General features: G+C 61.0%; 11 protein-coding genes. 4 read left to right on the top strand and 7 right to left on the bottom strand.

Annotated elements, in window-relative coordinates:
• The first annotated feature begins 3 nt into the window (after positions 1 to 3).
• Entirely contained in the window at positions 4 to 1,737 is a 1,734-nt protein-coding gene (locus ACK6BI_RS20625) for a PTS fructose-like transporter subunit IIB (RefSeq protein WP_409318509.1), read from the top strand.
• 170 nt (positions 1,738 to 1,907) lie between these two features.
• On the top strand, positions 1,908 to 3,449 hold the full coding sequence (locus ACK6BI_RS20620) for an alkaline phosphatase D family protein (protein ID WP_409318508.1): 1,542 nt from the start codon (positions 1,908 to 1,910) through the stop codon (positions 3,447 to 3,449).
• A gap of 119 nt (positions 3,450 to 3,568) precedes the next feature.
• Here ACK6BI_RS20620 and ACK6BI_RS20615 read toward each other — a convergent pair whose 3' ends face one another.
• Together ACK6BI_RS20615 and ACK6BI_RS20610 are read right to left on the bottom strand one after the other, a co-directional pair.
• Positions 3,569 to 6,097: a PepSY domain-containing protein gene (locus ACK6BI_RS20615; protein ID WP_409318507.1), complete on the bottom strand. Its 2,529-nt coding sequence runs from the start codon at positions 6,095 to 6,097 to the stop codon at positions 3,569 to 3,571.
• A 132-nt stretch (positions 6,098 to 6,229) separates the two neighbouring features.
• Entirely contained in the window at positions 6,230 to 8,551 is a 2,322-nt protein-coding gene (locus tag ACK6BI_RS20610) for a TonB-dependent receptor (protein ID WP_409318506.1), read from the bottom strand.
• Between the two features lie 207 nt (positions 8,552 to 8,758).
• Between ACK6BI_RS20610 and ACK6BI_RS20605 the strand changes: the two genes are divergently transcribed.
• Together ACK6BI_RS20605 and ACK6BI_RS20600 are read left to right on the top strand one after the other, a co-directional pair.
• Positions 8,759 to 9,439 (top strand): Fe2+-dependent dioxygenase, encoded by a 681-nt coding sequence (locus tag ACK6BI_RS20605; protein ID WP_260522187.1) that lies wholly within the window; start codon positions 8,759 to 8,761, stop codon positions 9,437 to 9,439.
• Positions 9,440 to 10,198, top strand: a complete 759-nt coding sequence (locus ACK6BI_RS20600; protein WP_409318505.1) for a tetratricopeptide repeat protein — start codon at positions 9,440 to 9,442, stop codon at positions 10,196 to 10,198. It begins immediately after the preceding gene.
• 60 nt (positions 10,199 to 10,258) lie between these two features.
• On the opposite strand, the gene ACK6BI_RS20595 is transcribed toward ACK6BI_RS20600, so the two are convergent.
• The 5 genes from ACK6BI_RS20595 to ACK6BI_RS20575 all read right to left on the bottom strand — a co-directional run bounded on the left by ACK6BI_RS20595 (position 10,259) and on the right by ACK6BI_RS20575 (position 15,569).
• Complete coding sequence (locus ACK6BI_RS20595; protein ID WP_065259168.1) at positions 10,259 to 11,422, bottom strand: type III PLP-dependent enzyme; 1,164 nt, start codon at positions 11,420 to 11,422, stop codon at positions 10,259 to 10,261.
• 724 nt (positions 11,423 to 12,146) lie between these two features.
• Entirely contained in the window at positions 12,147 to 13,301 is a 1,155-nt protein-coding gene (locus ACK6BI_RS20590; protein ID WP_409318504.1) for a betaine/proline/choline family ABC transporter ATP-binding protein, read from the bottom strand.
• Entirely contained in the window at positions 13,298 to 13,951 is a 654-nt protein-coding gene (locus ACK6BI_RS20585) for an ABC transporter permease (RefSeq protein WP_085698416.1), read from the bottom strand. The genes ACK6BI_RS20590 and ACK6BI_RS20585 overlap by 4 nt, the downstream gene beginning before the upstream one ends.
• 13 nt (positions 13,952 to 13,964) lie before the next feature.
• On the bottom strand, positions 13,965 to 14,858 hold the full coding sequence (locus ACK6BI_RS20580) for a glycine betaine ABC transporter substrate-binding protein (RefSeq protein WP_409318503.1): 894 nt from the start codon (positions 14,856 to 14,858) through the stop codon (positions 13,965 to 13,967).
• A 21-nt stretch (positions 14,859 to 14,879) separates the two neighbouring features.
• Complete coding sequence (locus ACK6BI_RS20575) at positions 14,880 to 15,569, bottom strand: ABC transporter permease (RefSeq protein ID WP_176704448.1); 690 nt, start codon at positions 15,567 to 15,569, stop codon at positions 14,880 to 14,882.
• Positions 15,570 to 15,856 lie beyond the last annotated feature (287 nt).

Below are 15,856 nucleotides of genomic sequence, written 5' to 3'. Positions count from 1 at the left end.
GTCATGAAGTTAGCCATTGTCACGGCCTGCCCGAACGGCATGGTCACCAGTGTGCTGTGCGCCCGGCTGCTCGATGCGGCGGCCCAGCGTCAGGGCTGGAGCACCAGCGTCGAGGTGGTGGATGCGGCGCATCCGGAACGCGCGTTGTCGGCAGCCACCCTCGATGCGGCGGAATGGGTGTTGCTGGTGGCCACCGGTGATGTCGACATGAGCCGCTTCGTCGGCAAGCGCGTGTACCGGATCGCACCGGCGCAAGCGTTGCAGGATGTCGAAGCGGTGCTGCGTCGCGGTGCCGAAGAAGCCGACATTCATGTCGCCAGTGAAGTTGCTCCGGCTGCCATTGAGCAACGCGTGCCACGCATTGTCGCCATCACGGCGTGCCCGACCGGCGTCGCGCACACCTTCATGGCCGCCGAAGCCTTGCAGCAGGCAGCCAAACGTCTGGGCTACGAGTTTCAGGTGGAAACCCAAGGCTCGGTCGGGGCCAAAAATCCCCTGAGCGCGACGGCGATTGCCGAGGCTGACGTAGTGCTGCTGGCGGCTGACATTGAGGTCGCCACCGAGCGTTTCGCCGGCAAGAAAATCTACCGCTGCGGCACCGGGATTGCGTTGAAGCAGTCCGAAGCCACGCTGAAAAAAGCCCTGGCCGAAGGCAAGCAGGAAAGTGCTGCGAGCGACGGCAAGGCCCCGGCCAAACAAGAGAAGACGGGCGTCTACAAACACCTGCTGACCGGTGTGTCGTTCATGCTGCCGATGGTGGTGGCGGGCGGTTTGATGATCGCGTTGTCGTTCGTGTTCGGCATCACCGCATTCAAGGAAGAAGGCACGCTGGCGGCGGCGTTGATGCAGATCGGTGGCGAGACCGCGTTCAAATTGATGGTGCCGTTGCTGGCCGGTTACATCGCTTACTCGATTGCCGACCGTCCAGGGCTGGCGCCTGGGATGATCGGCGGTTTGCTGGCGAGTACGCTGGGCGCCGGTTTCATCGGCGGAATCGTCGCCGGTTTCATTGCCGGTTACGCGGCGAAGCTGATCAGTCGTTATGTGGCGTTGCCGCAAAGTCTGGAAGCGCTGAAGCCGATTTTGATCATCCCGCTGTTCGCCAGTCTGATCACCGGGCTGGTGATGATTTACGTGGTCGGCAAACCGGTGGCCGGGATGCTGGCGGCGCTGACGCATTTCCTCGACAGCATGGGCACCACCAACGCGATCCTGCTCGGTGTGCTGCTGGGCGGCATGATGTGCGTCGACCTCGGCGGGCCGATCAACAAGGCCGCTTATGCGTTTTCGGTGGGGCTGCTGGCCTCGCAGAGTTACGCACCGATGGCCGCGACCATGGCCGCCGGCATGGTGCCGCCGATCGGTCTGGGTATTGCCACGTTCATCGTCCGGCGCAAGTTCGCCCAGACCGAACGCGAGGCGGGTAAAGCGGCGCTGGTGCTGGGCTTGTGCTTCATCTCCGAAGGGGCGATTCCGTTTGCCGCGAAAGACCCGCTGCGGGTGATCCCGGCGAGCATTGCCGGCGGTGCGCTGACCGGTGCGTTGTCGATGTACTTCGGTTGCAAGCTGATGGCGCCCCACGGTGGCCTGTTTGTGCTGGCGATCCCCAACGCGATCAACCATGCGCTGCTGTACCTGCTGGCCATCGTCGCGGGCAGTCTGTTGACGGCGGTGGTGTATGCGCTGGTCAAGCGTCCGGAAACCGTCGACTTGTCAATGGAACCCGCCAAGGCATGACACCGTACTAAAACTGTGGGAGCGAGCCTGCTCGCGAATGCGGTTTGTCAGTCAAATGGAGTTGGCTGGCACACTGCTTTCGCGAGCAGGCTCGCTCCCACTTGGGTTGTTGGTGTCATGTCTATTTCATGATCCCGTGGTTAAGTTTTCCTTTTTTCAGGGAGAACAGCATGAGCGATTTCAACCTCGGTCGCCGGCGCGTGATGCAAGTGGTCGGTGCCGGTCTGCTGATGCCGAGTCTGGCCCCGGCTGTGATTGCTTCGGTCAAGGACCGGCCACAACTCACCGACGGCGTGCAGTCCGGCGACCTGCAGGGCGACCGGGCGATGATCTGGAGTCGTACCGACCGTCCGGCGCAGATGGTGGTGGAGTGGGATACCCGCAGCCAGTTCCGCCATCCGCGCCGTGTCGTCTCGGCGCTGGCCGATGCCCGCAGCGATTTCACCGCCAGGGTCGAACTCACGGGCTTGCCCGCCGATCAGGCGATTTTCTACCGCGTGTATTTCAAGGACGCCCGCACCGGCGTCACCAGCGAACCGTGGCTCGGCCATTTGCGCAGTACGCCCACGGCGCGGCGCAACATCCGTTTCGTCTGGAGCGGCGACACGGTCGGTCAGGGTTTCGGCATCAACCCGGATATCGGCGGCATGCGAATCTACGAATCCATGCGTTTGCGCCTGCCGGACTTCTTTATCCACAGCGGCGACACCATCTACGCCGACGGCCCGGTGCCGGCACAACTGACCACCGAAGGTGGCCGCGTATGGCGCAACCTCACCACGGAAGCCAAGAGCAAGGTCGCCCAGACCCTCGACGATTATCGCGGCAACTATCGCTACAACCTGATGGATGAAAACATCCGCCGCTTCAACGCCGAAGTGCCACAGATCTGGCAGTGGGACGATCATGAAGTGGTCAACAACTGGTCGCCGGGCAAACAACTCGACGAGCGCTATCAGGAAAAGGATATCCACACTCTGGTCGGGCGCGCGCGTCAGGCCTGGCTCGAATATTCGCCGATGCGCCGTCAGGCAGCGGATGGTGGCGGGCGGATTTATCGCAAGTTGAGTTATGGGCCGATGCTCGATGTCTTCGTGCTCGACATGCGCAGCTATCGCGGCGCCAACGATGACAATCTCGGGGCGGAAAAACCGTTCCTCGGGCGCGAGCAACTGAACTGGCTCAAGCGCGGATTGAAGTCATCGAAAGCCCAATGGAAAGTCATCGCTGCCGACATGCCGATCGGCCTGGGCGTGCCGGACGGTGAAGTCAGCCCCGGCGTTCCGCGTTGGGAAGCCGTGGCCAATGGCGATCCCGGCCCGGCTCAGGGCCGTGAGCTGGAAGTCGCCGAATTGCTCGGATTCCTGCGCGCACATCATGTGCGCAATTTCGTGTTCCTGACGGCGGACGTGCATTACTGCGCAGCCCATCACTATCACCCGGAGCGTGCGGCGTTCCAGGATTTCGAGCCGTTCTGGGAGTTTGTCGCAGGGCCCCTGAACGCCGGGAGTTTCGGGCCCAATCCACTGGACAAGACCTTCGGCCCTGAAGTGGTGTTCCAGAAAGCGCCACCGACGCAAAACGCCTCGCCGTTTGCCGGATTCCAGTTTTTTGGCGAGGTGAATATCGAGGGGCAGAGCGGGGAGATGAGTGTGGTGTTGCGGGATCTGAACGGGGTGGCGGTGTTTGAGCAGAAGTTGCAGCCGGTCTGAGTTCAGCGCAAACAAACTGTGGGAGCGAGCCTGCTCGCGATAACGGTGTCACAGGCAACAAATGTGTTGAATGTAAAACCGCCATCGCGAGCAGGCTCGCTCCCACAGAAATTGTGATGTCAGTAGACGTCGCGACGATAACGACCCTGTTCGATCAGGCGTTCGACTTCTTCGGCGCCGAGGATGTCATGCAGGGCCAGGTCGACGCCTGACGCCATGCCTTGCAGGCTGCCGCAGATGTAGATCACGGCACCTTCGGCCAGCCACTTTTTCAGTTCATCAGCTGATTCGCGCAAGCGATCCTGCACGTAGATCTTCTCGGCCTGATCCCGGGAGAATGCCAGGTCCAGCCGCGCCAGATCACCATTGATCAGCCACTCTTCCAGCTCCGTACGGCACAGGAAATCGTGCTCCCGATTGCGCTCGCCGAACAACAGCCACTGGCGCTGCTGGCCGTCGGCGATCCGCGCCTTGAGCAGGCTGCGCAGGCCGGCAAGGCCGGTGCCGTTGCCCAGCAGGATCATCGGCACCGGCTGGTTCGGCAGATGGAAACCACTGTTGCGGCGTACCCGCAGGCTGATGCTGCCGCCCACGGGAGCATGCTCGGTCAGCCAGCCGGAGCCGATGCCGAGGGTACCGTCACTGTGTTGTTCCTGACGCACGATCAGTTCCAGCACACCGTCGGCGGCAATCGAGGCGATCGAGTATTCGCGCATTGCCAGCGGCACCATCGCATCCAGCAGCGCCTGAGCGTGCAGGCCCACCAGGTGGGCGCGGTGCTCGGGCAACTGGCGGGAGGCTAGGGCCGTTTCCAGGGTCTCTTCCAGACCGTTGACCTTCACGCTGGTTTCGCCACGGATGCCCAGGCCGTCGAGGAAATGTTCGATGGCCCAGGGGCAGTTGCGCGGCAATACTTCCACCAGATCGCCGGCCAGCCAGCTGCTGTTATCGGGGGGCGTGAGCCCCAGCAGATAAACCGGCGAACCGCTGCTGTCAGGGTTCATCAATTCGCGGCGGGCCAGTGTCCAGTTGCTGTAGCTCGGTGCTTGCCAGGTGTCGACCGGCGCTTGCCCCGTGATCAGGCCGAGCTGGGTCTGCCAGTGCCGCAGCGCGTAGGGATCGCCGCTGTCGACTTCCACCGGGGCGAACAGGGTCGTGCCGCCGTGTTCGCTCAGCCATTGATGCAGGCGCCGGGCGAAACCGCAGAAATGCTGATACTGGCGGTCGCCGAGACCCAGTACGGCGTACTTGAGGTCGCCGAAAGCCGAGGCCCGACTCAGCACGTTGCGCTCGAAACCGCGAGCGCTGTCCGGGGCCTCGCCGTCGCCGAAGGTGCTGACCACGAACAGTGCGTTGTCCGATGCCTGCAGGTCCTGTTCGCGGACATTCGCCAGCGGCTGCACCTTCACCGGCAAACCGGCGGCCTGCAACTGGCCGGCGGTCTGCCACGCCAGTTGCTCGGCAAAGCCGCTCTGGCTGGCGAAGCCGATCAGCCACGCCGGACCATCGCCCGCCGGCTGTTCGAGACCCAGACGGGCATCCTTGATCTGCTTTTTCTTGCGTCGGCGATCCAGGTACAGCAGCCATCCGGTGATGAAGAACAGTGGCATCAGTACTGACGCGACGGTCACGATGATCCGCCCGGCCAGGCCGAAGTAGCTGCCGACGTGCAGCGCGTAAATGCTGGTCAGCAATTGCGCCTTGAAGCTCTTGTCGGTGTAGCGGTCGACCCGTTTGACGACGCCCGTGGCCGGGTCGAGGGTGATCTGGTTGAGCGCACGCTCATGGGGCGAGCTGTCGAGCAGATAGAACACCGTCGCCGGTTGACCGGCCACTGGCGGCATGCGGATGTTGTAGGAGGCGAGGCCCGGACCTGCGGCGCTGTAGATGCTGAGCCACATGGCGGCGTAATCGGCAGTCGGCGCCGGGCCTTCTGGAGCCGGGCCGCGGCCACCGCGCACGCGCTCGTTCTGCGGTGCATCCGACAGCAACTTCGTCAGTCCCTTGTTGTACCACTCGTACGACCAGTACAGGCCGGTCAGCGCCAGCAGCAAATAGACCAGCATGCACCAGGTGCCGAACACCGAATGCAGGTCCCAGTGGAAACTGCGGCCCTTTTTCTTCCAGTCCAGGGTCAGCCACACACGCCAGCTGTTCCACTGACGCGGCCAGCGCAGGTACAGGCCGGACAGGCAGAAGAACAGCAGCATCAGGGTGCAGGCACCGGTGATGTCGCGACCGGTGTCGCCCATGGCGAGGAAGCGGTGCAGTTGCAGCATCAGGCCGAAGAAATCCTCACCAGCGACATCGCCCCTGAACTCGCCGGTGTATGGATCGAAGTAGCGCATCTCGCCACGGCGCTCACCCTTTGCCGGGGTGAACCAGACCCGCGCGGCATTGCCGCTGTCGGTTTCGACCGTGAGCATCGAAACGGTCATGCCCGAGGCTGCCTGAATGCGCTCCACCAGCTCGGCGGGCGGCAGTACGCCGGCGGCCTGTTTTTCCACTTGCAGGACCGAAGGATTGAGCACCTTCAGGATCTCGTCCTGAAACGAATAGGCGGCGCCGGTGATGCCCATCAGGGCCAGCACCAGCCCGGCAGTGATGCCAAAAAACCAGTGCAACTGGAACAGGGTTTTCTTCAACACGTCGCTTGCCTTGTCCGTCCGGAAGTTGTTCTCACGGCGTGCATTATGCCGTGCGTTATCGAGAAGCGTTCTTTATTACGCACAAAAGCCCCGTTCAAGCGAATGAACGGGGCCTGGACCTTCCTTCTGCAATCAGAAGTGGAAGTTGGTGCTCAGCAAGGCCGTGCGGCCCGCCGCCTGGTTGGCAAAGTGGGTCGAGAAGGCTTTGTCGTAATAGGTTTCGTTGGTCAGGTTCTGCACGTTCAGCTGCAGGTCGACGTTCTTGCTCAGCTTGTAGGCCGCCATGGCGTCATAGCGAACGTAGGAATCGACCATGGTGGTGTTGGCCACGTTGCCGTACACGTCATCCACGTAGAACGCACCGCCACCGATGGTCAGCTTCGGCGTGACCTGATAAGTGGTCCACAGGCTGGCGCTGTTTTTCGGGGTGTTCGGCAGTTCGTTGCCGTTGTTGGCCTTGTTGGCCGGCAGGTCACCACCGTCCACTTGTTCGCTGTCCATGTAGGCGTAGCCGGCGAACACTTGCCATTTGTCGGTGATCTTGCCGCTGGCCGACAGTTCGATACCTTGCACGCGGGTCTTGCCGGCGTTTTCGTACGAGGTGGTATCCACCTGGACACGCGCGTTTTCTTTCTCGGTACGGAACAGGTCGGCGGTCAGCGACAGGCGATCGTTCAACAAATCCCACTTGGTACCGATTTCGTAGTTCTTGGTGGTTTCCGGCTCCATGTCGCTCTTGAGCAGGTTGCCGTTGCGATCCGGCGTGCCGCCCAGCGGGTTGCCTTCCTGGCCTTCACCCAGGGTGTTGCCCGGCGGTGTGGCGGATGTGGCGTAGGACGCATAGATGCTGCCGTTCGGTGCCGGTTTGTAGACGATACCGAACTGGCCGGTGACGAACTCGCTGGTGTCCGAACCTTTGGCGGTGGTGTTGCCGGCGTTGGTGTAAGTCTTGTAGCCGGTTTCGAAATGGTCATAACGCAGACCCATGTTCACCAGCCATTGTTCGGACAGCTCCAGCGTGTCGAACGCATACAGGGCGTAGGTATCGGACTGGGTATCGGTGCCGGCATAGTTGCGCGAGATCGCGCCGTTCCACGGATCGTTCGGGTTCGGGTTCGACAGCGAGGTGCAGTTGTAGCCGCTGGCGGCGCCGATCAGGCCCGGGTTGCAGTTGGTGGTCACGGCCGAGGTGCGCGGCGTGGTGTCGGTGTTGACGTTGTAGGAGGATTTGCTGCTTTCCTCGCGGGTGTACTCGACACCGGTGGAGAAGCTGTTCTTGAAGCCCGCCACATAGAAGTTGCCGAACAGGTCAGTCTGGTTGGTGGTGGTCTCGGTGTTGCTCACGCGAGTGTTGGCGCGACGCCAGACGCTGCCGTTGTTGACGTTGCCCTTGCTGTCGTCCGGCTGGGTCAGGATGTAGTCCTGCATGCTGGTGCCGTGACGCAGGGTGTTCTTGATGGTCAGCGAGTCATTCAGGTCATGCTCGATGGCGAAGGTTGCGGTATCGGTGCGGCCCTTGCGGAAGTCGCGATCCAGACCGTAGAAGTTGCTGTGGTCGCCGCCGGCGTATGGTTTGTCCGGGTTGGACTTGGTACGCGCCGCCGAACCACCGGCAGGGATGGTGTAAGGAATGCCCGAATCCGGGGTGTCGTTGCTTTCGAGATGGTAGTAGTCGAGGTTGACGCGGGTATCGGTGCCCAGGCCGAAGGCCAGGGACGGCGCGATGCCCCAACGGTCGTAGTCGACGCTGTCGCGACCGGCGACATTGCTCTCGTGGCTCATCAGGTTCAGACGGCCGGCAGCGGTGTCGCTGAACTGGTAGTTGCCATCCATCGTGTAGCGCTGGGTCTGGTCGGAGCCCCAGGTGAATCCACCGTCGAAGGAATTGCCCAGGTGCGCTTTCTTGCTCACTAGGTTGATGCTGCCGCCAGCCGCGCCACGACCGCCGATGGCGGAGTTCGGGCCCTTGCTGACTTCGATGTTTTCCACGGCGAAGATCTCGCGGCTCTGGGAGCCGGTGTCACGCACGCCGTCGAGGTAAGTGTCGCCCTGGGCATCGAAACCACGGATGAACGGACGGTCGCCCTGTGGGTTGCCACCTTCACCGGCACCGAAGGTGATGCCGGGTACGGTGCGCAGGGCATCCTGCATGTTCAGCGCGCCGGTGTCTTTCAAAACTTGTTGCGGAATGACGGTGACCGAGCGCGGTGTGTCGACCAGCGGCGCGGTGTACTTGGGCGAGGAGGCTTTTTCGACCTGGTAGGACGTCGGATCCTGCGCTTCGCCGGTGATGGCGGTGGCGTCCAGGGCGATGGCATTGCCGGAGGCTTTGCTGTCGGTCTTTTCGGCGGCGAACACCATGTGGCCTGCGGAACCGGCGGTCAGCGCCACGCCGATGGCAGAGGCGAGCAGACGTGGTGAACTGACGGGTAATTGTGCGTGTTGACGTGACATTTTTATTCCCCTCCCCAAGGATTCGAGGCGGCGGAATATAGGGTAAACAGGTATTCGTATCAATTGCGAAATATTGTTATTCGCGACTAATTTACATTCTTTACAATTTATCCTTACGGTTTTTGCCGATTCATTCGTCTAGCGGGTTTTACACAGTCAATAAGAATCAATACCATTGCCGCCTCTTTGCCATCAGGTGATCCCGACATGCTGCTGCACATTCCCGCTCTGTTCGAAAAAGACGAAGTGCGGCGCATCCGCGAGGCTCTGGAGCAGGCTGACTGGGCCGACGGCAAGATCACCGCCGGCTATCAATCGGCCAAGGCCAAGCACAATCTGCAGCTGCCGGAAGGTCATCCACTGGCCAAGGAAATCGGCGCGGCGATGCTTGAACGTCTGTGGAAAAATCCGCTGTTCATGTCGGCTGCGCTGCCGCACAAGGTATTCCCGCCGTTACTCAACTGTTACACGGCGGGCGGCAGTTTCGATTTCCACATCGACAACGCCGTGCGCCAGCCCAAAGGCAGCATCGAACGGGTGCGCACGGATCTGTCGGCCACGCTGTTTTTCAGCGAACCCGAGGATTACGACGGCGGCGAGCTGGAAATCCAGGACACGTATGGCACCCAGCGCGTGAAACTGCCGGCAGGCGACATGGTGCTGTACCCCGGCACCAGTCTGCACAAGGTCAACGCCGTCACCCGCGGTGCGCGTTATGCGTCGTTCTTCTGGACCCAGAGCCTGGTGCGCGAAGACAGTCAGCGCGCCTTGCTGTTCGAGATGGACGGTGCGATCCAGCAACTGACCCGGGATTTGCCCGATCACCCTTCACTGATCCGCCTCACCGGCACCTATCACAACCTGCTGCGTCGCTGGGTCGAGGTGTAAGTGGCGGACTTTCGTTTGCGCCGCGAGGAAGTCCTCGATGGCGAACGGCTCACCGCCATGCTTGAAGAAAGCCCGGCTCGCGCAGCTCAGGCCATTTTGGCGGCGGCGGGCGAGGGCGTGCCGGAAGCGCAGGCGCTGCTCGGGCAGATCCTGCTCGATGGTCGCGGGATTGCTCAGGACCCGCCGTTGGCATTGCGCTGGTTCGCAATCGCGGCGGGTCAAGGGCATTTGATGGCGCGCAATATGCTCGGTCGCTGCCATGAACATGGTTGGGGATGCCTGGCGAATGCGTCCATTGCCGCGCAGCACTATCGGATCGCTGCCGAAGCCGGTCTCGATTGGGCGATGTACAACCTGGCCAATCTGTTGGCCACCGGGCGCGGTGTGGTGGTCGATCATCCTCAGGCCTTGGCGCTGTATCAACGCGCAGCCGAGGCCGGTCATGCCAAATCGATGAACCTGCTCGGGCGTTATCTGGAAGAAGGGCAAGTGTGCCCGGCGGATCCGGTAGCGGCTCGTGACTGGTATCGACGCTCCGCCGAGGGCGGTGATTTTCGCGGGCAGTTCAGTTACGCCGCGGTGCTGGCGGCTGAGGGGCGAGTCGATGACGCAATTGTCTGGCTGGAGAAAGCGCTGGCCGGCGGCAACCTGAATTTTCTGCGAGTGGCGAGCCAGACACTGGCGAGCGCAACCGATCCGAAAATACAGGCATTGGCGCAGGCGTATGCTCGCCGTTGCGCCGAATTGCAGAACTCCTGAGCCGCAGCCACAAAAAAGCCCATGACGCGTCATGGGCTTTTTGCATTACGCCAGCGACACTTACACGTAGAACGATTTCAGCGGCGGGAAGCCATTGAACTCTACCGCGCTGTAGCTGGTGGTGTACGCACCGGTCGACAGCCAGTACAGGCGATCACCGATGGCCAGGTTCAGCGGCAGGCCGTACTTGTAGTTTTCGTACATGATGTCGGCGCTGTCGCAGGTCGGGCCAGCGATCACGACTTCTTCCATCTCGCCTTTCTTCTCGGTCCAGATCGGGAACTTGATCGCTTCGTCCATGGTTTCGATCAGGCCGGAGAACTTGCCCACATCGGTGTACACCCAACGCTCCACAGCGGTGCGGGATTTACGCGCAACCAGCACCACTTCACTGACCAGGATGCCGGCGTTGGCGATCAGCGAACGGCCCGGCTCCAGGATGATTTCCGGCAGGTCATCACCGAAGTCTTCTTTCAGGAAGCGAATGATCTCTTCGGCGTAGGTTTCCAGGCTGTTGGTGCGGGTGATGTAGTTGGCCGGGAAGCCGCCGCCCATGTTGATCAGCTTCAGGTGGATGCCATCTTCTTCTTTCAGACGCTGGAAGATCACTTTGACCTTGGCGATCGCGGCGTCCCAGACGCTGATGTCGCGCTGTTGCGAGCCGACGTGGAAGGAGATGCCGTACGGCACCAGGCCCAGGTCGCGGGCGAGGATCAGCAGATCCATGGCCATGTCGGTCTGGCAGCCGAACTTGCGCGACAGCGGCCAGTCAGCGGTGGTCGAACCTTCGGTCAGGATGCGCACGTAGACTTTGGCGCCCGGTGCGGCCTTGGCGATGTTGCGCAGGTCGGCTTCCGAGTCGGTGGCGAACAGGCGCACGCCCTTATCAAAGAAGTAGCGGATGTCCTTGGACTTCTTGATGGTGTTGCCGTAGCTGATCTGGTCCGGGCTGACGCCTCGGCTCAGTACTTTGTCCAGCTCGTAGATCGAGGCGATGTCGAAGCTCGAGCCTTTCTCCTTGAGCAGGTCGATGATTTCGACGGCCGGGTTGGCCTTGACCGCGTAGTAGACCTTGGCGAATTCGAAACCGGCGCGCAGGTCATCGTAGGCCTGGGCGATCATCGCGGTGTCGATCACCACGAACGGGGTTTCCTGTTTGTCGGCGAACGCCTTCATTTTCTGAAAGGTTTCGCGCGCGAAATAGTCTTCGACCTGGATCGACATACCTGGGAGCTCCTATGGGCAAACTCGTGAAATCAATGGGTGCATATGAACGTCCTCCGTATCCCCACTTTGGTTCGCCTACTTCCCAAGGCAATGGCGCCGAAAGCAAAAAGGCCATTCAGATCGTTTGAGAGCTACTGCGCTTGGCAATACTGCGTTGGGAAGAGGCTCGGAATGCTCATTTACAACCAGTAAACTCCGCTTCCTCGCCTCTTCCCGCCTTGTCTTGCCTGCGCTCGCTACGCTCTCAAACGATCTGGGGTCGTTTCCCTTGGCCTTGCTGTCTCGTCGTCAGTACTTGAGCCGGATGGATCGTTTCCAGCATGGACGTTCGGCGCGAACTTTAGGGCGTGGGGGGCCTGAGATCAACTAAAAATGTCGCGTTTTTGCACGCTTCTGACGTGCGTAACCGATATCACTCTTTGTAGCCGACCGAGATGACGGTCAGATGTTCCCCGTTAATCTTCAGGTGTTAAAAATACCTGCACGATCGATGCTGATGTGTGCCAAGTCATCACCAAGTACGATCACTTCAACATCGGCGACGTTGGCGTCGAGAAGGGCGATCGAGGGGGAATTTGCAGGTTGAGGCTGGGAGGGTCGGGCGGCTTCGGCTCTCTGGCGTGTTGATATTTCTTGCCGGCTCATGGTCGGACAAAAAAACACGGCTTCGAGGATCCGGCGGTCGAAAAAAAGGGCTGTCGAACAGCCCTTTTGCTTTTGATCAGGCCACCGCTTCGGCTGGCGACACAATATTGGTCTTCATTCCGCGCGATCGACCCGAACTCAGGTACGCCGCAATTGACTCTTGCGTGACCTCCCCGAGGAACACTCGTTCGGCATCCAGCACCGGCAACCACGCCCGATTGAACTCGTACATGCGCGACAACAGGATGCGCAAATGCTCGTCGTACGCGGCTGTTGCGTTGAATTCCCGCAGGAACTGCGCACAGGTTCCGGTCTGGCGGTGCAGGTCGCGACGTCGCACATAACCCAGTGCCTTGTTCTCGGCACAGGTGACCACCACGTAGCGACGGTCATGCTCATCCATCAATTCCAGCGCGTCGGCCACCGGGGTTTCGGGGCTCACCGACGGTGCGTTGTCCGCCGCGTCTTCTGCCTTCACCAGCAGCAGGCGCTTGAGGGTGCTGTCCTGGCCGACGAAGTGGCTGACAAAGTCGTCCGCCGGATGGGCCAGCAGCGTGTCCGGGTGGTCGATCTGCAACAGCTTGCCGGCGCGGAAGATCGCGATCTTGTCGCCGAGTTTGATCGCTTCGTCGATGTCGTGGCTGACCATGATCACAGTCTTGTTCAGCGCTCGCTGCATCTCGAAGAATTCGTTCTGGATCATCTCGCGGTTGATCGGGTCGACCGCGCCGAACGGTTCGTCCATCAGCAACAGCGGTGCATCCGCCGCCAGCGCACGGATCACGCCGATCCGTTGCTGCTGGCCTCCAGACAGTTCACGCGGATAGCGATGCAGATACTGCTTGGGTTCAAGCTTGATCATGCTCATCAGCTCGCGGGCGCGGTCGTGGCATTTCTGTTTGTCCCAGCCGAGCAGTTTCGGCACCACCACGATGTTCTCTTCGATGGTCATGTTGGGGAACAGACCGATCTGCTGGATCACGTAACCGATGTTGCGACGCAGGGTCACTTCGTCGAGGTCGGTGGTGTCTTCGCCGTTGATCAGGATCTTGCCCGAGGTCGGTTTGATCAGGCGGTTGATCATTTTCAGCGTGGTGCTTTTGCCGCAGCCCGATGGCCCGAGGAACACGCAGATTTCGCCTTCATTGACGGTCAGGCTTACCGAATCCACGGCTTTCACGTCTTTGCCGTTGCTTTGGAAGGTCTTGCTGAGGTTTTGAAGTTCGATCATTTGAGGAGTCCTTTTGGAGTCAGCGAACGTTGCAGCCACTGCAGAATGAGGTCGGCGAAGATCGCCAGAAGACTGACCAGCAGCGCGCCGACGATCAGCATCGACATGTCGCTGCGGCTGATGGAGGCGAGGATCAGCACGCCGAGGCCGCCGGCGCCGATGGTTGCGGCAATGGTCATTACGCCGATGTTCATCACCACGGCGGTGCGCACGCCGGCAAGGATCACCGGCACCGCAATCGGCAACTCGACCATGCGCAGGCGCTGGCCGAAAGTCATGCCGATGCCGCGAGCAGCTTCGCGAATGCCCGGTTCGACGCCGGTCAGGGCGAGGTAGGTGTTGCGCATGATCGGCAGCAGTGAATAAAGGAACACGGCGGTGATGGCCGGCATCGGGCCGAGGCCCTGACCGAACTTCGAGTAGAACGGCAGCAGCAGGCCGAACAGGGCAATCGACGGCACCGTGAGCAATACCGTGGCGCTGGCCTGCAAGGGACCTGCGAGAGTCGGAAATCGAGTCATCAAAATCCCCAGCGGCACGCCGATGAGGATTGCCAGACTGACGGCGATGCCGACCAGGGTGATGTGCTGCCAGGTCAGGTGCATCACCTGCTGCCAGTCGAGGTGGGAAAAGGCGTTCAGAAATTCCATGACTTTTCCTCCTTCAGTTCAGTGGATGCTGGCGCAGGAAATCGGCAGCGACTTTCGACGGGCTCTCGTGATCGACATCGACCCGCGCATTGAGCTGGCGCATGGTTTCGTCGTCGAACAGTTCCGCCAGCGGCTTGAGTTGCCCGGCCAGTTGCGGATGGGCATCAAGGTAGGCCTGACGTACGACCGGTGCGGCGGTGTAGTCCGGGAAGTAATGTTTGTCGTCTTCCAGCAGCTTCAGGCCGAACGCGTTGAGGCGACCGTCGGTGGTGTAGACCAGACCGGCAAACACCTGGCCGTTGCGCAGGGCGGTATAGACCAGCCCTGCGTCCATCTGCCGGATGTTCCGGCGGGTAAGGTTCATGTCGTAAAGCTTGACCATGCCGTCCAGACCGTCGGAGCGGTTGGCGAACTCGGTGTCCAGCGCGACCAGGTGATTGGTCCTGGCTTCGGCGTGCAGCACGTCGTTCAACTGGCTGATGCTGTTGATCTGCGGATAGTCCTCGGCGACGTTTTTCGGCAGGGCGAGGGCGTAGGTATTGCTGAATTTCGACGGGGTCAGCCAGACGAGGCCTTTTTTCGCGTCGAGTTCTTTCACCCGTGCGTAGGACTGTTCGCTGTCGAGTTTTTCGGTGACATGGTTGTAGGCCACCAGCGATACGCCGGTGTATTCCCAGAGCATGTCCAGTTGCCCGCTTTCGTGGGCGCTGCGGGCCAGATTGCTGCCCAGTCCGCCGGTGATCTGCGCGTCGTAACCTTTGCTGCGCAGGTATTGGGCGGTGATTTCCGCGAGCAGCGTCTGCTCGGTGAATACCCGGGCGCCAAGGCGGATAACAGGCTTTTCTGCGGCTTGTGCCCATCCTGCGAACAACAGAATGCAGCTCAAGATCAAGCTGAGTCGTTTCATGTGAATTCCTTTGCCGAAGCTTTAAGACGGGCGCAAACCGCGTTCCAGCCAGAGACGGCTGGCAAGGGTGACCACGCCATCGAGCAGCAGGGCCAGCAGCGCGGTGCACGCGGCGCCGAGCAGCAGTTGCGGCTGATTGTTCAGGGCGATGCCGGGGAAGATCAGGCTGCCAAGGCTGTTGGCGCCGATCAGGAACGCCAGCGGCGCGGTGCCGACGTTGATCGCCAGCGCCACCCGTACACCGCCGACGATGATCGGCACGGCGTTGGGCAATTCGACCTGCCACAGCACCTGGCGCGGGGTCATGCCAATGCCGGTGGCGGCTTCCTTGAGTGAACCCTGGACATTTTTCAGGCCTTCGTAGGTGTTGCGCACAATCGGCAAAAGCGATGCAAGGAACAACGCGAAGATCGCCGGGCCGCTGCCGATGCCGAGAAAACCCAGGGCAATCGCCAGCACGGCCAGCGGGGGCACGGTGTTGCCGATATTGAAGACCTGCATGAAGCGTTCGGCGCGCCCGACCATGGTCGGACGGCTCAGGAAGATACCGGCGGGGATGCCCACGAGCAGGGCGGCCAGCATTGAAGCGAGGACAAGAATCAGATGAGCTTGCAGGTAAAACAACAAATCGTCGCGGTAGTGTTCGATCGTGTTGATGCCGATCCAGCGGACCAGCAGGGCCAGGAGCGCGATCACCACCGCACCTCCCATCAGCCCTTTGCCATAGCGGATAGCCACAGGCGGACTCCTTTTCCATAGTCGGCGGACGCTGTCCCGAGTGGCATGCCAAGCCCTGGCCGCCGGGAGAGTCGTTCGCGAGAAGCAGCTTTTTTTCAGCCCGGTAAAAGCGGTCCGAAAGCGAGCCATGAGCGCAGCCTCGTCAGGCTAACTTGCTGATTTTTCAGCCCCTGACGAAAAGTCGTAACAGGGGATGGACGTCTCCGTGAATTAAAAGGTTCCCATCCTGGACAGCATTTGGCCACCCTTGATGTGCTCAA

The organism is Pseudomonas sp. KCJK9016, from assembly GCF_046231795.1.
Taxonomy (GTDB): Bacteria; Pseudomonadota; Gammaproteobacteria; order Pseudomonadales; family Pseudomonadaceae; genus Aquipseudomonas; species Aquipseudomonas bananamidigenes.
The sequence above is the reverse complement of the archived record's forward strand: the minus strand, read 5'-3'. Positions and strand labels throughout refer to the sequence as shown.

Excerpts from the sequence above, each read along its gene's own strand:
- ACK6BI_RS20625 (WP_409318509.1), top strand. The coding sequence starts at position 4 with ATGAAGTTAGCCATTGTCACGGCCTGCCCGAACGGCATGGTCACCAGT.
- ACK6BI_RS20620 (WP_409318508.1), top strand. The coding sequence starts at position 1,908 with ATGAGCGATTTCAACCTCGGTCGCCGGCGCGTGATGCAAGTGGTCGGT.
- ACK6BI_RS20610 (WP_409318506.1), bottom strand. The coding sequence starts at position 8,551 with ATGTCACGTCAACACGCACAATTACCCGTCAGTTCACCACGTCTGCTC.
- ACK6BI_RS20605 (WP_260522187.1), top strand. The coding sequence starts at position 8,759 with ATGCTGCTGCACATTCCCGCTCTGTTCGAAAAAGACGAAGTGCGGCGC.
- ACK6BI_RS20595 (WP_065259168.1), bottom strand. The coding sequence starts at position 11,422 with ATGTCGATCCAGGTCGAAGACTATTTCGCGCGCGAAACCTTTCAGAAA.
- ACK6BI_RS20590 (WP_409318504.1), bottom strand. The coding sequence starts at position 13,301 with ATGATCGAACTTCAAAACCTCAGCAAGACCTTCCAAAGCAACGGCAAA.
- ACK6BI_RS20585 (WP_085698416.1), bottom strand. The coding sequence starts at position 13,951 with ATGGAATTTCTGAACGCCTTTTCCCACCTCGACTGGCAGCAGGTGATG.
- ACK6BI_RS20580 (WP_409318503.1), bottom strand. The coding sequence starts at position 14,858 with ATGAAACGACTCAGCTTGATCTTGAGCTGCATTCTGTTGTTCGCAGGA.
- ACK6BI_RS20575 (WP_176704448.1), bottom strand. The coding sequence starts at position 15,569 with ATGGGAGGTGCGGTGGTGATCGCGCTCCTGGCCCTGCTGGTCCGCTGG.